The sequence below is a fragment of the Kocuria soli genome (genome assembly GCF_003797835.1).
GTDB lineage: Bacteria > Actinomycetota > Actinomycetes > Actinomycetales > Micrococcaceae > Kocuria > Kocuria soli.
Genome location: NZ_RKMF01000019.1, coordinates 26496 through 44490, shown reverse-complemented (window position 1 = coordinate 44490; position 17995 = coordinate 26496). Strand labels below are relative to the sequence as shown.

Genomic DNA, 17995 nt, shown 5'->3' with positions numbered 1-17995 from the left:
ACCAGTGAGGCCGAACGAGAAGCCGCCTACACGCGGTGGCTCCATCACTACAATCACCACAGACCCCACACCGGCATCGGCGGCCAAACACCCTCACAACGCGTTCACAACGTCACGGGGAAGTACAACTAGATCACTCCTCCGTGATCACGACCTCCGCGGCATCACGTCGGCCGTAGGCCCACAGCAGCAGCTCCGAGGGATTCCCGCGCACCAGCTGGACGCGCTTGGTCTTTCCCCGGCCGGCGCTGATCGATCCGTGCCCGGAGGCCACCAGCAGGATCGAGTCCTGCTCGCCGCGCAGCAGCGGCTTGGCCATGAGCTGGAGCGAAGCCCACAGGTCCTTCTCCTCGTCCAGCAGGAGCTGCCTGCGGTGCCAGGTCTCCTGGGCGCGGCGGACGTCCTCGTGGTGCACGAAGAACTCGGCCGTGTTCATGCGCTTGTCCAGCGGCCCGACCCGGGCGGCGGAGAGCAGCGCGGGCTTCTCCAGCCGTGCCACCAGCTCGTTCCACGGAAGGGCGTACAGGGCGTCGTCGCCAGCTTTGGCGCGCTTCCCCAGGACGGGCAGCTTGGGCGCGAACTTGCCGACCAGGATGTCCGGTCGGGAATCACGTTCGACCAGGTGCACGGCAAGGTCGCGGGTCTTCCACCCCTCGCAGTGCGTGGGGGCCTCGGGGCCCACCCGACGCAACAAGGCGGCCAGATGGCGGCGTTCGACGACGGCGAAGTTGGTCACGGTAGCTCCTCTGCCCGGTGCGGGCTGGTGGGGTCAGCCAGGACGTGCCTGGGTGTCGTGCCTGGCTCGTGTCTCCCACGGTAGCCCCATCGGCACGGTGACGGAACTCAGGCCTTGCCTTCCTGGAACTGGCTGCGGTAGAGGTCCCAGTAGGCGCCGCGGGCGGCCAACAGGGAATCGTGGTCACCCTGTTCGACGATGCGGCCCTGGTTCATGACCAGGATCGTGTCCGCGTCCCGGATGGTGGAAAGTCGATGGGCGATCACGAACGACGTCCGCCCCTGACGCAACGCTGCCATGGCCTTCTGCACGGCGACCTCGGTACGGGTGTCCACGGATGAGGTCGCCTCGTCCAAGATCAACAGGGCCGGGGCGGCCAGGAAAGCGCGGGCGATCGTGATCAGCTGGCGTTCACCGGCGGAGATGTTGCCTCCCTCGTCCTCGATCAACGTCTCGTAACCGTCGGGCAGGGACCGGACGAAGCGGTCCACGGACGTGGCGACGGCTGCCGCTTCCACCTCCTCGTCGGTGGCGTCCAGGCGCCCGTACCGAATGTTCTCCCGGATGGTGCCTTCGAAGAGCCAGGCATCTTGAAGGACCATGCCCACGCGGGAGCGCAGCTGCGCCCGGGTCATCGAGGTGATGTCCGTCTCGTCCAGGGTGATGCGTCCGGAGTCCAGTTCGTAGAACCGCATGACCAGATTGACCAGCGTGGTCTTTCCCGCCCCGGTGGGGCCCACGATCGCCACGGTGTGCCCGGGGTGCGCCTCGAAGGAGAGGTCCTCGATGAGCGGCTCGTCAGGCGAGTAGGAGAAGGACACCTGGTCGAACCGGACGCGCCCTTCCGTGCGTTCGGGAAGGTCGATGGCCGGCGGGTCGGGTTCTTGTTCGTCGGCGTCCAGGAGTTCGAAGACCCGCTCCGCAGAGGCCACACCGGACTGCAACTGGGTGGCCATGCCCGCCACCTGGGACAGCGGCTGGGTGAACTCGCGGGAGTACTGGATGAAGGCCGTGGCCGCACCCAGGGTCATCTGACCGGAGATCACGCGAAGCCCACCGACCACCGCGATGCCCACGTAGGACAACCAGCTGATGAACTGCATGATGGGCATGATCGTGCCCGAGGTGAACTGGGCGCTGAAAGCCGCCGAGTACAGCTCGTCGTTGCGCTCGTCGAACTGGTCGGCCATGGCGTTCTCGCGGCCGAAGACCGTGACCAGTCGATGCCCGGAGAAGTCCTCCTCAATCTGACCGTTGAGCGCACCGGTTGCCGCCCACTGCCGCCCGAAGTGCTTCTGCGCGCGGGAGCCGACCACCCCGGCCGCCGCTGCGGACAAGGGCAGGGCCACCAGTGCGACCAGGGCCAGTTGCCAGGACAGGATGAACATCATGATCACGATGCCCAGGACGCGCATCGTGGATTCCAGCAGCGTGGAGAAGGTCTGCTGGAGGGTGGTTTGTACGTTGTCGACGTCGTTGGTGACCCGGGACATGACCTCACCGCGGCGTCGGGTGTCGAAGTAGCTCAGGGGCAGCCGGTGCAGCTTGGACTCCACGCGCTCGCGCAGGTCACGGATGATGATCACGGAGATCTTGTTCAGCACCCACCCCTGCGCCCAGGCCAGGACGGAGGATCCCGCGTACATGGCCAGCACCAGCAGGATCAACACCCCCAGCCGGTGGAAGTCGATGCCGGCACCGGGGACCAGGTCCATGGCCGCGAAGACCTCGGCCAGGGAGTCGTTGCCCTCTGCGCGCAGTCCCGAGACCACCTCGGCCTGCGAGGTCCCCGCGGGTAGGTCGCGCTGCAGCACACCCGCGAAGACGACGTCGGTGGCCTTGCCCAGGTACTGGGGGGCAAGCACCGCCAGCACCACGGACACCGTGATGAAGGCTGTGACCGTTGCCAGGCCCACCCGGTGCCCCGCAAAGAGTCCCGCGATACGGCCGGCCGTGGGCCAGAAGTGTTTGGCCTTCTTCCCCGGGGGAACGCCCTCACCCAGGACCTCTGGGTCCTGGTCGGGGTCTGCGGACGCCGACGGAACCGCCTCTGAGGCCTCCCTGGCGGGTTCCAGGGACTCCGGTGTCTGTTCCTGTCGGCTCATGAGTTGCCTTCCTCGGCTGCGTCCACGGTGACCTCCTGCGGGTTCAACTGGGACTCCACGATCTCCCGATAGGTGGCGGAGGACTCCAGGAGCTGGTCGTGAGTTCCGCGGGCCTGGATCCGTCCGTGTTCCAGCACCAGAATCTGATCCGCGTCGACCACGGTGGACACCCGCTGTGCCACGACGATCACGGTCGCGTCAGCCGTGACCGGTTTGAGGGCTGCCCGCAGCCGCGCATCCGTGGTCACGTCGAGTGCGGAGAAGGAGTCGTCGAACAGGTAAACCAACGGCTGGGCCACGAGAGCCCGGGCGATGCACAACCGCTGCCGTTGGCCACCCGAGACCGATGTTCCTCCCTGGGAGATGGTGCTGTTCAGGCCCTCCGGCATGCGCCGCACGAAGTCCGCCGCCTGCGCGATCTCCAGGGCTCCCCACAGCTCCTCGTCCGTGGCATTGGGGTTTCCGAACCGGAGGTTGGAGGCCACGGTGCCCGCAAACAGGTACGGCTTCTGCGGCACCGCAGCCACTCGGTTCACGATCTCCTCCCGGGGCAACTCCGGCAGGGCCACTCCGTCCAGCAGGACCTCACCACCGGTCGGGTCCACCAGTCGGGGGATGAGGTTCAGCAGGGTGGACTTGCCGGACCCCGTGGAGCCGATGATCGCCGTCGTCGTGCCCGGGGCGCAGCGGAAGGTCAGGTCTTCGAGCACCGGGCGTTCGGCGCCCGGGTAGCAGTAGGCCACCGAGCGGAACTCGACCAACCCGGTACGGGCGGACGGCACGACGGGGGAGGTGGGTTCGTGCAACGTGCTGCGGGCGTCCAGCACCTCGCCGATACGTTCGGCGGAGACCAGCGCGCGCGGCGTCATCATGAGCATGAACACGCCCATCATCACGGCCATGAGGATCTGCAGCAGGTACTGGATGTAGGCGGTCATGCCACCGACCTCGAGCTGACCGTCGTCGATCCGGTGCGCTCCGAACCACACCACGGCCGCGGTGGCCACGTGCAGGACCATCATGATGAGCGGGAACATGAGCACGAACAGTTCGCCGATGCGCATGGAGACCGTGGCCAGCGCGTCGTTGGCGGTGGCGAACCGGTTGCGTTCGTAGTCCTCCCGCACGAAGGCCCGCACCACGCGCAGGCCCACGACCTGTTCGCGCAGGACTCCGTTGATCTCGTCGATCCGGGACTGCATCGAACGGAACATGGGCATCAGCCGCACCACGATCACACCGATGAGCACCGCGAGCAACGGAACCGAGACCCACACGAGCCAGGAGAGCCCGGGGTCCTCGCGGATGGCCATGATGATCCCGCCCGCGGCCATCAACGGTGCGGCGACCATCATGTTGAGTCCCATGAGGACCAACATCTGGACCTGCTGGACGTCGTTGGTTCCGCGGGTGATCAACGACGGCGCACCGAAGGTTTCCACCTCCCGGTCCGAGAACCGGGCCACCGAACGCTGGACCGCTCGGCGGAGGTCCCGCCCGGTCCCCATCGCAGCCTTCGCCCCGCAGTACACGGCGCAAACGGAGGCGATGGCCTGCAGCAGGGTCACACCGAGCATGACCGTGCCCGTGGACGTGATCACGCCGATGTCGCCCTGAGCGATGCCCCGGTCGATGATGCGCGCGTTGAGAGCGGGCAGAACCAGGATCGCCAGGGCGGCGATCAATTGCAGCAACACGACGCCGATGACCCAGGGCAGGTATCGGCCGGTGTACTGGCGGATCAGACGTAACAGCACGGGTACTCCGGAACTAGGGGACGCGGATCAGACTAGGACCTTCAGCGGACAGGACCTGGCCGCAACTGACAGCAAGTGGGTACGGTTGCGTGCTTGCGTCTTGGGATATTGGAAGATGTCTTTCGGGCACGTGAACCCTACCGCCAAGTACCCGGACCCGGTCAGGCCCGATTCTCATGGCGGTCGGTGATACCGCAATCGGTCATCCTGGCTACAGAATTGGCCTATGCAGGACAAGGAATGGAGCTCAATGTTTGCCGAAGAACGCCAGGCGGAAATCGCCCGACTCGTCGGAGACACCCGCCGCGTCAGCGGTGCGGATCTGGCGCGCCGGTTCACCGTGACGATGGAAACCATACGCCGGGATCTCGCAGCGCTCGAGTCCGAAGGTGTGCTGCGACGGGTACACGGCGGCGCCGTCTCCCTGGACCGCACGGACTCCGTGGAACAGTCCCTGGACAGCCGGGCCACGCTGAAGACCCCGGCCAAGCGGCGCATCGCGGCTGCCGCACTGGAACTGCTCGAGTACACCGAGGCGACCAGCGTGGTCCTGGACGCCGGATCCACGGTCGAGACGTTCGCGGACGCGCTCGCGACCCGGCGGACCGGTTCGAGCGACCAGTCGTTGCTGGTCATGACCCATGCCCTCCACGTGGCCGGACGGCTGGCCGACCAGCCGGAGATCGACCTGGAACTCGTGGGGGGACGGGTCCGCACCTTGACCTGGGCGGCCTCCGGGGTCTTCACCGCCGAGCAGTACAACCGGTACCGGGCGGACGTCGCCTTCCTGGGGTGCAACGGCGTGGCCGCGGGTTTCGGCTTCTCCACCCCTGAACTGCCCGAGGCTGCCGTCAAGACGGCGATCGTGAATTCGGCCCGCAAGGTGGTGGTCCTGTGCGATGCAGAAAAGCACAACCACGAGAACCTGGCGCGGTTCGCAACCTTCACCCAGGTGGACGCACTCATCACGGACGCGGCCCCCACGGGTCCCCTGGCCGCGGCCCTGGAGGAGGGCGGCGTCGAGGTGATCGTGGCCTGACACCGCCCACGGACGGTGAGAATCACAGCCGCCGATGCCCCGCCAAGACGGTGAGTCCTGCGGGGAAGCCGGTACGGTAACTGCTGAGCAACCTGTCTGGATCCGCCACCTTGGCGCATCGGCCTCGGGATCCCGACGCCGGGTCTCAGCGCCGGATCGCGGAGCACAGACACTCGGAGCACAGACATCGGAAACGGGAGAGAGCACTTTGCGAGAGTTCACCGCACGCTTTGCGACGCCGCAGGAAGTCGCGGACTGGGACACCCACGTCCAGGCGAATCCCCGCGGCGGTGACATGCTGCAGTCCGCCTCCTACGCGGACGTCAAGAAGCACCACGGCTGGCGGCCCGTTCACCTGGTCCACGAACCCGACGACGGGTCGCAGCCCGTCTACACCTTGGCCCTGGAGAAGTCCGTGCCCGTGGTGGGGCGGGTCTGGTACATCGTGCGTGGCCCCTCCGTGGAGGTCCTCAACGACCTGGTGGGGTTCACCAAGGCCACGGAGGCCTTCATCCGGGAGAGCGCCAAGAACGTCTTCCTGGTCAAGTACGAACCCGTGTTCCTGGCCGGTGAGGAGGCCCAGCAGACTCTCACTGCCGCCGGGCTGACCAAGTCCTTCGACATCCAGCCCAACGACCACACGGCGCTGCTGGACACGGACCGTGAGCCGGACGAGATCATGGCCGGCATGAAGTCCAAGGGCCGCAACATGTTGCGCCGTGCCGAGCGCGAGGGCACTCCCGTTGAACGGGTGGAACTCACCGAGGAGAACATGAAGACCATGTTCGCCCTCATGAACACGGTGGGGCAGGGCGAAGCGAACATCACGCTGCGGCCCTACGAGTACTACCGGAAGTTCTGGACGAACTTCGCCGAAGCGGGCCAGGGCCGGTTGTACTTCGTCCACGAGGACGGCGAGCCGTCGATGGGCGCGTTCGTCGTCAACTACGGGCGGCACGGTACCTACAAGGACGGCGGGTCCAAGCCGCGGCGTAAGCAGCGCGGCGACGGTCACCTGCTGCAGTGGAGGGTCATCAACGACCTCAAGAACGACTACGGCATCATCGACTATGACCTGTGCGGAACGCCGCCGTCGGACGAACTCAAGAACGAGGAGCACCCCCTCTACGGGCTGGGGCTGTTCAAGACCGCCTTCACCAAGGAGGTCATCGACTACGTGGGCGTCTGGGACCAGGAGATCAGCCCCGCCAAGGCGGCGCTCTGGAACAAACTGGCGGAGAAGGTCATGCGTCAGCTGTGGGTCCGTTCCAAGCATGAGCCCTTCTACTGAGTCGACCTACTGAGTCGACCTACTGAGTCGACCTACTGAGTCGGCCGTTTCTGGTCGACCGTCCTCGCCCGGTGCCCGGCACGTCCCGTGCCGGGTTCGGTGATTCTTGGGAGGTGAAGCGATGGGTCCGGCAGTGGGGACACAGCCGGTGGGGGAGACCCCCGCAGGGCTGGTCGCCTTGGCTCATTCCTTGGACGGTTCACGTCACTACCCCGTGTCCGGGTGGGCCGATCCCGAGTCCGAGTGGTCGCAGCCGTTCGGTCCGGACGCGGAGCTCCACCTGGTGGACCGGTCCCCGGGTGGCACCGTCACCCGGACCGTGTCCACGGAGGCCCAGGCCGAACGTGCCCGGGCGCGCGCGGAGGGGGCACGGACCGAGGCGCTGACGGCTGTCCCCAGGCCCATCCCCGTTCTCACGCCGGAGGAGATCGAGCGGGACCGCTTGCGCCGTGAGTCGCCGGCGCAGACTCTTCCGGTCACGACCTCGGGTCGCCGTCGTTCAGCGACGACGACGGCGCAGGTGACGCGCCCTGACACCACCGGCATCGACGTCGCACCGGTCGCAGCCGGTCCGTCCACGACCGTCCTGCCGGCCGCGTACCCGTCCTCGGACTCGACCTCAGCCACCGCCACCCAGCCGCGGTCCAAGCGTGTGCTGCGGTCCCTCATGAAGCGCGACACCGGCATGACGGCGCCCATGGGGCTCGTCGACCGGCTGGCCGCCAGCCCGTTCGCTCACCTGCGTCGGCACGCCGACTCGGGGGAGAAGGAGGCGCGGCGCACCCTGAACTTCGCTCTTCGCCTGGCCGAAACCATGTTCCACTACGGCGCGGACGCGCTGGAGGTGGAGAACGCCATCGTGGCGGTGTGCGCCACGTACGGGGTGGAGAACCTGGAGGTGGACATCACCAACCAGGCCGTCACCATCAACTACGTTCCGGACGTCGGGCACACCGGGACCCGCACGCGCGAGGACGTCTTCAACGACAACAACACGACCAGCCACACGGTCATGCGTGTGGTCCGCTCCTGGACCGACAACTACGCGGCACTGGCCGCGACCCACCAGCTGGTCACGGAAATCATCGAGGGGGAGATGCCCCGCGGTGAGGCCAGTGCCCGGCTGGAGACCATCAACTCGAGCCCCAAGACCTTCCCCAACTGGGTGGTCACCGCGGCGATGATCGCGGCCGCCGCGACCATCACCCTGGGGATCGGTGGTGGGCTCGTCGGCGCCGGGATCTCAGGTGTGTCCGGGCTGATCGTGGCGCGGATCGGGATCTGGATGGGTCGGCGTCGCTACCCGGAGTTCTTCAGCATGATCGCCTCCGGATTCGTGGTGACCGTGCTGGCCATGGCCTTCACCTGGGCGGACGTGGACATCTCCCCGCCACGGGTGATCGCCGCGGGCCTGATCATGCTCATGCCCACCACCAGGTTCATGTCCACGATGCACGACGCGATCAGCGGGTTCCCCGTGACCGCGGCGGGCCGCGTGGTGTCCACCGGTATGGCCTTCGCCGGGATCGTCGCGGGCATCTACGCGGGAATCGTTCTGGCCGGTCTGGGCGGGATCATGGCGGTGGACCCGGCCCAGGGCCAGTTCGAACCGCCCGGGGTGGTCATGAACATCGTGTTCATGGAGCTGGCCGCGGTGTTCATCGCGATCACGCTTCAGGCTTCACCCTGCTTCCTGCTGCCGGTCCTGGTGGCGTCTCTGGGCGGGCTGGTGGCCTACCACGGGGCGGGGTACGTCGGGCTGGACGTGAGGCTGCAGGCGGTCTTCGGCGCGGTCACGGTCGGCTGCATCGCCGCACTAGCCGCGGGAAGGCTGCGGATCCCCTCCCTGGTGATCGCCATCCCCGCCATGACCTTTCTGCTGCCCGGCCTGTCGATCTTCCGCGGCATGTACACCGTGGTCATCGAGGGTCAGACCACGGGCGACGGCGTGGTGGCGCTGGTGACGGCCATGACGACCATCGTGACCATGGCCGCCGGGCTGGTGTTGGGTCAGTACCTGATGCGACCGTTCACCAAGCAGCAGCACGGTGTGGGCCTGGACCGTAACCGACGACGGTGACCGGCAGCGCTCAGACCTGGCCGATGGGCGTGCGCTTCTCCGCCTGGAACACTTCTTCCGTTCGACCGCGCGCCCAGTAACCGGAGATCGACACCTGTTCCTTGGTCAGTCCTCTGCCCTGCGGGTCGGTCGAACCTGTCGAACCGCCGAAGATGATCGGCCGCAGCAGCTTCATCGCCTCGCGCTCGCCGTGGGCGAAGGCCTGGACGCCCTCCGTCGACGTCGGCCATTCGACGGCCTCCGCGGCCTCGACCAGCGCGTGCGTCCCCGGCGCCTGGTCCCGTCGATGGCACCATCGCAACGTCATGCCGGAAGGAACCGGAAGGTCCATGTGGTCCTCCGGGCCCTCCACCTCCAGGAGGACCACGCCTTGGGCGTCGTCGGGCAGGGTCTCCAGGTTGGCCGCGATCGCGGGGATGGCGGCGTCGTCGCCCAGGAAAAGGGACCAGGAGGCCTGGGGGTCCGGGACCCACTTGCCCCCGGGGCCCACGGCGACGATCGTGTCCCCGGGTTGAGCCTGCATGGCCCAAGGGCCGGCGAAACCGACCTGCCCGTGGGTGGCCACGTCGATCCACACGGAGCCGCGTTCCAGATCGACCTTCCGCAGCGTCATGTGGCGCGTGACCGGCTGCTGTTCAGGAGGCAGGCTCTCCTTGAGTTCCCAGTAATCGGGGTGCGGGCCCAGGTCTAGGGCGGGGTCGAAGAACACCAGCTTGACGTACTTCTCCGGTGGTTCGATGTCCTGGAACTGCGACGGGTCCTGGATGTCCGCAACCACCCGCACCATCGAGGCGGACAGCTGCAGCCGCTGCCGAACGACCAGGTTGATCTGCGGCTTCCTCGGCCTGTGCTGCGTGCGTGGTGCCGCTGTTGACGCGGAGGACGACGCGGAGGACGACGGGGAGTCTGAATTAGGTGTAGCTGACGTCACCTAATTCAGCCTACGCGCCAGTCCACGGGACCGACACCCTGCTGTTCGAGCATCTCGTTGACCCGGGAGAACGGGCGGGACCCGAAGAAACCCTTCGAGGCCGACAACGGCGACGGGTGGGCGGACTCGACCCGTGGTGCCCCACCGAGCCACTGCGCCGTCGAGCGTGCGGGGCGCCCCCACAGGAGACCGACCAGCGGGCGACCTCGGGTGGCCAGCGCCTTGATCGCGCACTCCGTGACCGTTTCCCAGCCCTTGCCGTGGTGCGAGGCGGGGGCACCCTCGCGCACCGTCAGGCATCGGTTGAGCAGCATGACGCCCTGCCGGGTCCAGGCGCTCAGATCCCCGTGCTGCGCCGGCGGGATACCCAGGTCGTCCTGGAGCTCCTTGTAGATGTTCTGCAGGGAGCGGGGCAGCGGCCGCACGTCCGGGCGCACGGAGAAGGACAGGCCCATGGCGTGCCCGGTGGTGGGGTAGGGGTCCTGACCGACCACCAGCACCTTGACCTCCGACATCGGTTCCTGGAAGGCCCGGAAGATGTCCTGCCCCGGGGGGAACGTTCGGAATCCCGCCGCGTGTTCGGCGCGGATGAAGTCCCCGAGCTCACGGATGACACCCTCCACCGGCCGCAGGGCCTCCGCCCAGTCCGCGGCCATGATCTCCGACAAATCGCCCTTGGTCATGGGGCTACTGTGCCACGCCGCGCATCGTCGACCGGAGTCGTGTCCCGTCCGACCGTGCTCCTAGAGTGTGGCCATGACGACCTTCGACGACGACGCAACAGTCACCGCCACGGATCCCGCACCCCGGGCGTCGACCGGAGGTCCACGACCACTGGCTCTGGTCACGGGCGCCACCGGCGGCATCGGCCGCGCCGTCGTCGAGAACCTGGCCGCCACCCACCGGGTGATCGCCGTGGGACGCGACCCCGAACGTTTGGCCGGTCTCACGGGCCTGGGGCCCGCGGTGGAAACGGTGGCGGCGGATCTCACGGATTTCGACAAGCTGCCCGCGTTGGTCGAGTCCCTGCAGACGTTGGACGTCCTGGTCCATGCCGCAGCCCTGGGACACCGGTTGGGAGTGGCGGAAGCCTGCCCGGCGGACTGGCAGGCCCAGTTGGAACTCAACGTCATGGTCCCGGCCGAGCTGACCCGGGCGGCGCTCCCGGCCCTGCGCGCCGCACGCGGCACCGTGGTGCTCATCAACTCGGGCGCCGGGTTCAAGGCCAGTGGCGGCAACGCCGTCTACGCCGCCTCCAAGTTCGCCCTGCGGGCCTTCGGCGATGCCTTGCGGCAGGAGGTCGAACCCGACGGCATTCGCGTCAGCTCCGTTCACCCCGGCCCCACGGACACACCCATGCTGCGGGGCATCTTCGAGTCCGTCGGAAAGCCGTACCGGTCCGAGGAATACATCCAACCGGCCACGGTGGCAGCGGCCGTCCGGACCGTCGTCGACGCCGGTCCGGATGTCCAACTCACCACCGTGTCCGTCCGCCCGCGGACCGAACAGAAGGGCTGAACCGTGGGGGAACAGCAGCCCGCGGGGCTGGACGACCTGAGCCTGCAGATCCTCGAACTCGAGGGGCGGCGGTTCAAGTACCAGGGTGCCAAGGAACGGGCGATCCGCAGCGAGCTCGGGATCCCGGTGACGGCGTACTACCAACGGCTCAACGTGCTCATCGACGACGCGGACGCCTGGGCGCTGCGGCCCGCCTTGCTGCGCAGACTCCGTGACCAGCGTGACGGGGCCTCCGGTGCGACGGCCTGAGCGGGACCGTCCCGGGGCCGTGGGGCTGCCCGAGATGGGAGGATGGTGCCCATGACCCCGTCCAGTCAGTCTCCGGCCAACCCGCCCGCGCGCGACCCCGAGGTGTCCGCGGGGTGTACCTCGTCGTCGGCCTCCGCGTCGTCGTGGCCACGCGACGCCTTCGACGACGTACCGGAGGAGGGGGCGCGAGTCGGAGCCCACAGGGCCCTGGACGCCCCCGCCCCGCGGGTGACCCGCCAGATCGCCGGTCTGCTCCTGGCCGGGGCGGTGGCCCTCGCGGTCGGAGCGGCTGCCTACCTGCTCGGCGGCAACTCCGAGGCCGCCCCGGGGGCTGCGAGTGGGGCTTCGGCCTCGCCGTCGCAGTCTCAGTCGCAGTCGCAAGAGGCGACCGAATCGGCCACGCCCACGCAGGAGGCCGAACCCACGGTGGAGCCCGACGCCTCCGTCCAGGTGGGCGTCTACAACGCGGCCGAGGTCGACGGGGCCGCGGGCACCACGGCCCAGGACCTGAGCTCAGCCGGGTGGACGGTCTCCGCCACCGACGACTGGGGCGTGGGTGTGGAGCAGAGCGTGGTCTACTACGCCGACGACGAGGAACAGGCGCAGGCCGTCGCGGATCATCTGGGGATCGAACAAGTGGCCAGTGACGAGGCGGTGGGTTACCCGATCGTCGTCGTGATCGGATCCGATCTTGCCGAGGACGGTGCGTGAGTCGCCGTGAACGCCCACGGTGAACACTGAGTCGAACTGGCTCAAGGGGTTTGCACTCACCCGGACAGAGTGCCAATAATGGGCTTAGCACTCAGTCGCGTGGACTGCTAGGTGGCCATGCTGCGGCCGCCACGGTTCCCGGCACAGTGAGTGAACTCCAGCCGAACTCGGTGAGGGGCAATGACGTGCGGGCCATCCCACGCGCTTGCTCCGTCCGTCGCGGGCACCGGGTGCGGCGCACAGTCTGTTGACCGTCCAGGAGGGACGAAACACATGGCAAAGTTGATCGCTTTCGACGAGGAGGCCCGTCGCGGTCTCGAACGCGGCCTGAACACCCTGGCCGACGCCGTCAAGGTCACCCTCGGCCCGCGCGGCCGCAACGTCGTGCTCGAGAAGTCGTGGGGCGCCCCCACGATCACCAACGACGGTGTCTCCATCGCCAAGGAGATCGAGCTCGAGGACCCCTACGAGAAGATCGGCGCCGAGCTGGTCAAGGAGGTCGCCAAGAAGACCGACGACGTCGCCGGTGACGGCACCACCACCGCAACCGTTCTGGCCCAGGCCCTGGTCCGTGAGGGCCTGCGCAACGTGGCCGCCGGCGCGGATCCGCTGTCGCTCAAGCGCGGCATCGAGAAGGCCGTGGCAGCCGTGACGGAGGAACTGCTGTCCTCCGCCAAGGAGGTCGAGACCGAGGACGAGATCGCCGCCACCGCGTCCATCTCGGCCGCTGACCCGGAGATCGGCAAGCTCATCGCCGAGGCCATGGAGAAGGTCGGCAAGGAAGGCGTCATCACGGTCGAGGAGTCCAACACCTTCGGGCTGGACCTCGAACTGACCGAGGGCATGCGCTTCGACAAGGGCTACCTCTCCGGTTACTTCGTGACCGACACCGACCGTCAGGAAGCGGTCCTGGAGGACCCCTACATCCTGATCGTCAACTCCAAGATCTCCGCCGTGAAGGACCTGGTCCCCGTGCTGGAGAAGGTCATGCAGGGCGGCAAGCCGCTGCTGATCATCGCCGAGGACGTCGAGGGCGAGGCGCTGGCCATGCTGGTGCTCAACAAGATCCGCGGCGCGGTCAAGTCCGTGGCCGTCAAGGCTCCGGGCTTCGGTGACCGCCGGAAGGCTCAGCTGGCCGACATCGCCATCCTGACCGGTGGCCAGGTCATCACCGAAGAGGTCGGCCTCTCCCTGGAGACCGCGACCCTGGACGAGCTGGGCACCGCCCGCAAGGTCGTCGTCACCAAGGACGAGACCACGATCGTCGACGGCGCCGGCACCCAGGAGGAGATCGAAGGCCGCGTGGCCCAGATCCGCGCCGAGATCGAGAACTCCGATTCGGACTACGACCGCGAGAAGCTGCAGGAGCGCCTGGCCAAGCTGGCCGGTGGCGTGGCAGTGCTCAAGGCCGGTGCCGCGACCGAGGTGGAGCTCAAGGAGCGCAAGCACCGCATCGAGGACGCCGTGCGCAACGCCAAGGCCGCCGTGGAGGAGGGCATCGTCGCCGGTGGTGGCGTGGCTCTGATCCAGGCCGGCAAGTCGGCGTTCGAGAAGCTGACCCTCGACGGTGACGAGGCCACCGGCGCGAACATCGTCAAGGTCGCCATCGACGCACCGCTCAAGCAGATCGCTCTGAACGCAGGGCTGGAGCCGGGCGTCGTCGTCGACAAGGTCCGTGGCCTGGACAAGGGCTTCGGCCTGAACGCCGCGACCGGCGAGTACGAGGACCTGATGGCCGCGGGCATCAACGACCCCGTCAAGGTGACCCGGTCGGCGCTGCAGAACGCCGGTTCGATCGCCGGTCTGTTCCTGACCACCGAGGCCGTCGTGGCCGACAAGCCGGAGCCCGCTCCGGCAGGCGGCGGAGAGGACCCGATGGGCGGCATGGGCGGCATGATGTGATCCAGCCGCACGGCTGATCAGCTGCCGCGCAGCACCCCACACCTCCGCCGAGTGTCCGTTTCCGGTCGCTTCCACCCGTGGAAAGCGACCGGAAACGGACACTCGGCGGAGGTTTTTCTGTCCGAGGCTCGTGAAAGAGTGTTCCCCATGACAATCACCGCAGCAGCCGATGGTTCCGCGCTGGGCAATCCCGGGCCGGCCGGATGGGCCTGGTACATCGACGACGACTCGTGGCAGGCCGGCGGGTGGGAGCACGGCACGAACAACCTGGGTGAGTTGAAGGCCGTTCTGGACCTGCTGGAATCCACCGCGCACCTGGACGAACCGCTGCGGGTGCTGTGCGACAGCCAGTACGTGATCAACTCGATCACCAAGTGGATGCCCGGCTGGAAGAAGAAGGGCTGGAAGAAGCGGGACGGCAAGCCCGTGATGAACCTGGACCTGATGAAAGCACTGGATGCGGCCATGGAAGGCCGTGACGTGACCTTCGAGTGGGTCAAGGGCCACGCCGGCCACGAACTCAACGAGGCCGCCGACGCGCGGGCCAACGCCGCCGCACGCGCGTTCCAAGCAGGGAAGGCACCTGAGACGGGCCCGGGCCTGGCGGCCGCCGGTGGAGTTTCCGCGGGCCGCGCGGCGAGCGACTTCACGTACGACTCCGGTGAATACGATCCCCAGGAGGAGGCACAGGACCAGGATCCGGACCTGTTGGCCACCCTGGACGTTCAGCAGGAGTCACTGGCCGAAGGCGTCACACCGGACCGGGAGGTCCTGGGTCTGGAACTCCAGCGGATCCGGGGCGGCGTCCCCGCGGCCCGGGTTCACCCCGACGCGGTGCTGATCGGGGCAGACGGCCGCCCGGTCGAGGCCGACGCCCTGTCGGGAGGGGACGCCGAGGCCGACGTCCACGTGGTCGAGGTCCTGACGCTGAGCCGAAACGCCGTGCTGGTCTCGACCCACCTGGTGGGCAGTACCGTGGCTCCGGGTACCCGCGTGCACGCCTCCCTGTGGACCAGGGAGGACTCTCGCAACGAGCTGGGCGACTGGTTCCTACGACACCACCAGGTAACCGAGGAGTCCTGACCCGCCTTCACCCCGCCGAAAGTCCGAGTTCGGTCGCTTCCGGTGCCCCACGGTGACCGAACTCGGACACTCGGCGGGGGAGAGGGACAGGGAGGTCAGGGGCGGGGGTCGTGGATGATGTCGGGATCGTCGTCGTCGATCTCGGGGATCGGCGGGAGGTCGTCCTCCACGACGGGAGGCGCCGTGGGTTCGGGCACTGCCGGGAGTTCGTCGAGAGTCTCCGGCGGCGGCTCGGGTGTGGAGATGCTGGGCAGGGACACGACGAACGTCGCCCCGCCACCCGGGGTGTCCTCCAGGGTCACGGTGCCCCCGTGCTGGTCGATCACGGCGGAGACGATCGACAGACCCAACCCGGTCCCGCCCGTCTCTCGAGTTCGGGACGTGTCGGCCCGGTAGAAGCGTTCGAAAACCTTGGCCCGGTCGGCGCCCTTGATGCCGGGGCCGTGGTCGCGGACCTTGATCTGGGCGAGGAACTCCGCGGGGTCGGTGTTCCCGGCCGTCGAGGGACGCTGGTCCCGGGGGACCCCGGTCAGCGGCACGGTGCCGATCAGAATCTGCAGGTCGCTGCCCTTGGGTGTGTACCTCACGGCATTGGTCATGAGGTTGGCCACAACCTGCCGCAGTTTGGCTTCCTCGCCTCGCGTCCACACGGGAGTCGCGGGGCCGTCGTCGAGGTTCGTGACCGTGACGGACCGGTCCGGGCTGGAGGCCGCGAAGTCCGCGGCGGCGTCGTGCGCCAGGACCAGGAGGTCGACGTCGTCGGTGGCCAGTTCCCGCTTGCTGTCCAACCGGGCCAGGGACAACAGGTCCTCGACCAATTGGGTCATCCGCGTCGCTTCGGACTCGATCCGGCCCATGGCCTGTCCGACCTGCTCCTCGTCCCGCAGCGCGCCGTGGCGGTAGAGCTCGGAATATCCGCGGATGGAGACCAGTGGGGTGCGCAGCTCGTGGGAGGCGTCCGCGACGAACTGCCGCAGCCTGGCCTCCGACCGTGTCCGGGCGTCGAAGGCGTCCTCGATGTGGCCCAACATGCGGTTGAGCGACATCGACAGCTGACCGACCTCGGTTTCCGAGTTGTACCCGGCCATACGCCGTGAGAGGTCGCCTTCGGCGATCTGTGCCGCGGTCTGTTCGACCTTTTTCAACGGTTGGAAGGCGCGGGTGATCAGCACCCACCCCACCACCAGGGCAGCCAGCAGGGTGGCAGCCCCGAAGCTCAAGGTCAGCAGAGTGATCGCCGAGACCAGCCCGTTGGTGTCACCCAGCGGCTCGGCTACCACCACCGTGTAGGAGGTCCGGGACTGTGGTGCCGCCACGACCCGCCAGGACCCCTCCGCCCCGTTGGCCGACGGAACGGTGATCCCCAGCTGTTCCGACTGTTCGACCATCTCTCGGTCGAACCGCGACAGATCGGGCTGAGTGTCAGGCTGGGCGGTCGTCGTGCCCGTGGCGTCGACGTGCGCCACGACCTTGCCGTCCTCGGAGAGCAGGAAGCCCTGGTGCGGGACGGTCTCCGTCGGGCTGCCCGTCATCTCGGACATGAGTGCCGTGGACACCGAATGCAACGAGTCCTGCAGGTCCTCGTCGATCGAATTAATCAGAGAATCCCGCAGCACGGAGATCGCCACGAAGCTGGTGACGACGATGCTGACGGCCAGGAGCATGCCGGTCAGCGCCATCAACTGCGTGCGCAGTGATGACGCTCGCCAGCGGGCTGCGAGGGTCTCCACGGGGGCGGATGCTCCGGGACGGGGTCAGGAGTTCTTGTTCGCCGTGCGCAGCAGGTAGCCCACACCGCGCTTGGTGTGGATCAGCGGGGGCAGATTGGGGTCGTTGTCGATCTTGCGCCGCAAGTAGGAGATGTAGGACTCAACGATCGAGGCGTCCCCGTTGAAGTCGTACTCCCACACGTGGTCCAAGATCTGGGCCTTGGACAGCACCCGGTTGGGGTTGAGCATCAGGTAGCGCAGGAGCTTGAACTCGGTGGGCGAGAGATCGATCTCACGGTCGCCGCGGTAAACCTCGTGCGCGTCGTCGTCGAGCACCAGGTCGTCGACGCGCAGCCGGGAGTCGTCCTCCTCGGCCGGCTGGGTACGGCGCAGGACCGCGCGGATCCGGGCCACGACCTCGTCCAGGCTGAACGGCTTGGTCACGTAGTCGTCGCCACCGACGGTCAGTCCCTGGACCTTGTCGTCGGTGTCGTCCTTGGCCGTGAGGAAGACGATCGGGAAGGAGCGACCCTCGGCGCGCAGCTTGCGGGTGACGGCGAACCCGTCCAGGTCGGGGAGCATGACGTCCAGGACGGCCAGGTCCGGGTCCTCCTGCTCCGCCTTGGTGATGGCGTCGCGGCCGTTGGCGGCTGTCACGACGTCGAACCCGGCGAAGCGCAGCGAGGTGGCCAGCAGCTCGAGGATGTTGGGTTCGTCGTCGACGACCAGCAGTTTGGCTTCAGGAGTCTTGGTGTTCACGCGTTCGATTCTCCCGACGTTTTCTGTGAGGCCGCTGTGACGGATTCCAGCCTCCTCTGTGCGTGCACTGTACGGCAGGTCGGTCGACGGCGTCAGGTCTGCTTCCCCGTCCGGCAACCAGCGCG

Annotated in this window: 16 protein-coding genes; 9 read left to right on the top strand and 7 right to left on the bottom strand. The window is 67.7% G+C overall.

The window, feature by feature from the left end; genetic code table 11:
- Positions 1-132, top strand: a 132-nt coding sequence (locus tag EDL96_RS12695; protein WP_148079896.1) for an integrase core domain-containing protein, incomplete at its 5' end; no start/stop codon positions are given.
- Between the two features lies 1 nt (position 133).
- Here EDL96_RS12695 and EDL96_RS12690 read toward each other — a convergent pair.
- From EDL96_RS12690 to EDL96_RS12680, 3 genes are all read right to left on the bottom strand, one after another.
- The gene (locus EDL96_RS12690) at positions 134-736 is read right to left on the bottom strand and encodes a TIGR03085 family metal-binding protein (protein ID WP_123826610.1); all 603 of its coding nucleotides are present in this window, start codon (positions 734-736) and stop codon (positions 134-136) included.
- Positions 737-843: 107 nt separating this feature from the next.
- The gene (locus EDL96_RS12685; protein ID WP_123826609.1) at positions 844-2841 is read right to left on the bottom strand and encodes an ABC transporter ATP-binding protein; all 1998 of its coding nucleotides are present in this window, start codon (positions 2839-2841) and stop codon (positions 844-846) included.
- Positions 2838-4598 (bottom strand): ABC transporter ATP-binding protein, encoded by a 1761-nt coding sequence (locus EDL96_RS12680; RefSeq protein ID WP_123826608.1) that lies wholly within the window; start codon positions 4596-4598, stop codon positions 2838-2840. Before EDL96_RS12680 ends, EDL96_RS12685 begins: the two co-directional genes overlap by 4 nt.
- A gap of 250 nt (positions 4599-4848) precedes the next feature.
- Here EDL96_RS12680 and EDL96_RS12675 point away from each other — a divergent pair, with 250 nt between their 5' ends.
- The 3 genes from EDL96_RS12675 to EDL96_RS12665 all read left to right on the top strand — a co-directional run bounded on the left by EDL96_RS12675 (position 4849) and on the right by EDL96_RS12665 (position 9008).
- Complete coding sequence (locus EDL96_RS12675) at positions 4849-5637, top strand: DeoR/GlpR family DNA-binding transcription regulator (protein ID WP_123826607.1); 789 nt, start codon at positions 4849-4851, stop codon at positions 5635-5637.
- Positions 5638-5845: 208 nt separating this feature from the next.
- On the top strand, positions 5846-6928 hold the full coding sequence (locus tag EDL96_RS12670) for a lipid II:glycine glycyltransferase FemX (RefSeq protein WP_123826606.1): 1083 nt from the start codon (positions 5846-5848) through the stop codon (positions 6926-6928).
- Positions 6929-7049: 121 nt separating this feature from the next.
- Positions 7050-9008 carry a threonine/serine exporter family protein gene (locus EDL96_RS12665; RefSeq protein ID WP_123826605.1) on the top strand — a complete coding sequence of 653 codons (1959 nt, stop codon included), beginning with the start codon at positions 7050-7052 and terminating at the stop codon, positions 9006-9008.
- 10 nt (positions 9009-9018) lie between these two features.
- Here the strand turns inward: EDL96_RS12665 and EDL96_RS12660 are convergent, their stop codons facing one another.
- Complete coding sequence (locus EDL96_RS12660) at positions 9019-9939, bottom strand: siderophore-interacting protein (protein ID WP_233568891.1); 921 nt, start codon at positions 9937-9939, stop codon at positions 9019-9021.
- A gap of 5 nt (positions 9940-9944) precedes the next feature.
- Positions 9945-10622 (bottom strand): uracil-DNA glycosylase, encoded by a 678-nt coding sequence (locus tag EDL96_RS12655; RefSeq protein WP_123826604.1) that lies wholly within the window; start codon positions 10620-10622, stop codon positions 9945-9947.
- A 73-nt stretch (positions 10623-10695) separates the two neighbouring features.
- On the opposite strand from EDL96_RS12655, the gene EDL96_RS12650 reads away from it, so the two are divergent.
- The 5 genes from EDL96_RS12650 (at position 10696) to EDL96_RS12630 (ending at position 15402) form a co-directional block, all read left to right on the top strand.
- Complete coding sequence (locus EDL96_RS12650; protein ID WP_123826603.1) at positions 10696-11457, top strand: SDR family oxidoreductase; 762 nt, start codon at positions 10696-10698, stop codon at positions 11455-11457.
- 3 nt (positions 11458-11460) lie between these two features.
- Entirely contained in the window at positions 11461-11706 is a 246-nt protein-coding gene (locus EDL96_RS12645) for a DUF3263 domain-containing protein (protein ID WP_123826602.1), read from the top strand.
- A 51-nt stretch (positions 11707-11757) separates the two neighbouring features.
- A complete protein-coding gene (locus EDL96_RS12640; protein ID WP_158609621.1) occupies positions 11758-12417 on the top strand; it encodes a LytR C-terminal domain-containing protein in 660 nt (219 codons plus the stop codon).
- Positions 12418-12690: 273 nt separating this feature from the next.
- Positions 12691-14319 carry a chaperonin GroEL gene (gene groL, locus EDL96_RS12635; protein ID WP_123826600.1) on the top strand — a complete coding sequence of 543 codons (1629 nt, stop codon included), beginning with the start codon at positions 12691-12693 and terminating at the stop codon, positions 14317-14319.
- A gap of 147 nt (positions 14320-14466) precedes the next feature.
- Entirely contained in the window at positions 14467-15402 is a 936-nt protein-coding gene (locus tag EDL96_RS12630; protein WP_123826599.1) for an RNase H family protein, read from the top strand.
- 95 nt (positions 15403-15497) lie between these two features.
- On the opposite strand, the gene EDL96_RS12625 is transcribed toward EDL96_RS12630, so the two are convergent.
- Together EDL96_RS12625 and EDL96_RS12620 are read right to left on the bottom strand one after the other, a co-directional pair.
- Complete coding sequence (locus EDL96_RS12625) at positions 15498-17132, bottom strand: sensor histidine kinase (RefSeq protein WP_199732617.1); 1635 nt, start codon at positions 17130-17132, stop codon at positions 15498-15500.
- A gap of 24 nt (positions 17133-17156) precedes the next feature.
- Entirely contained in the window at positions 17157-17870 is a 714-nt protein-coding gene (locus EDL96_RS12620; protein WP_123826598.1) for a response regulator transcription factor, read from the bottom strand.
- Between the last annotated feature and the right edge of the window lie 125 nt (positions 17871-17995).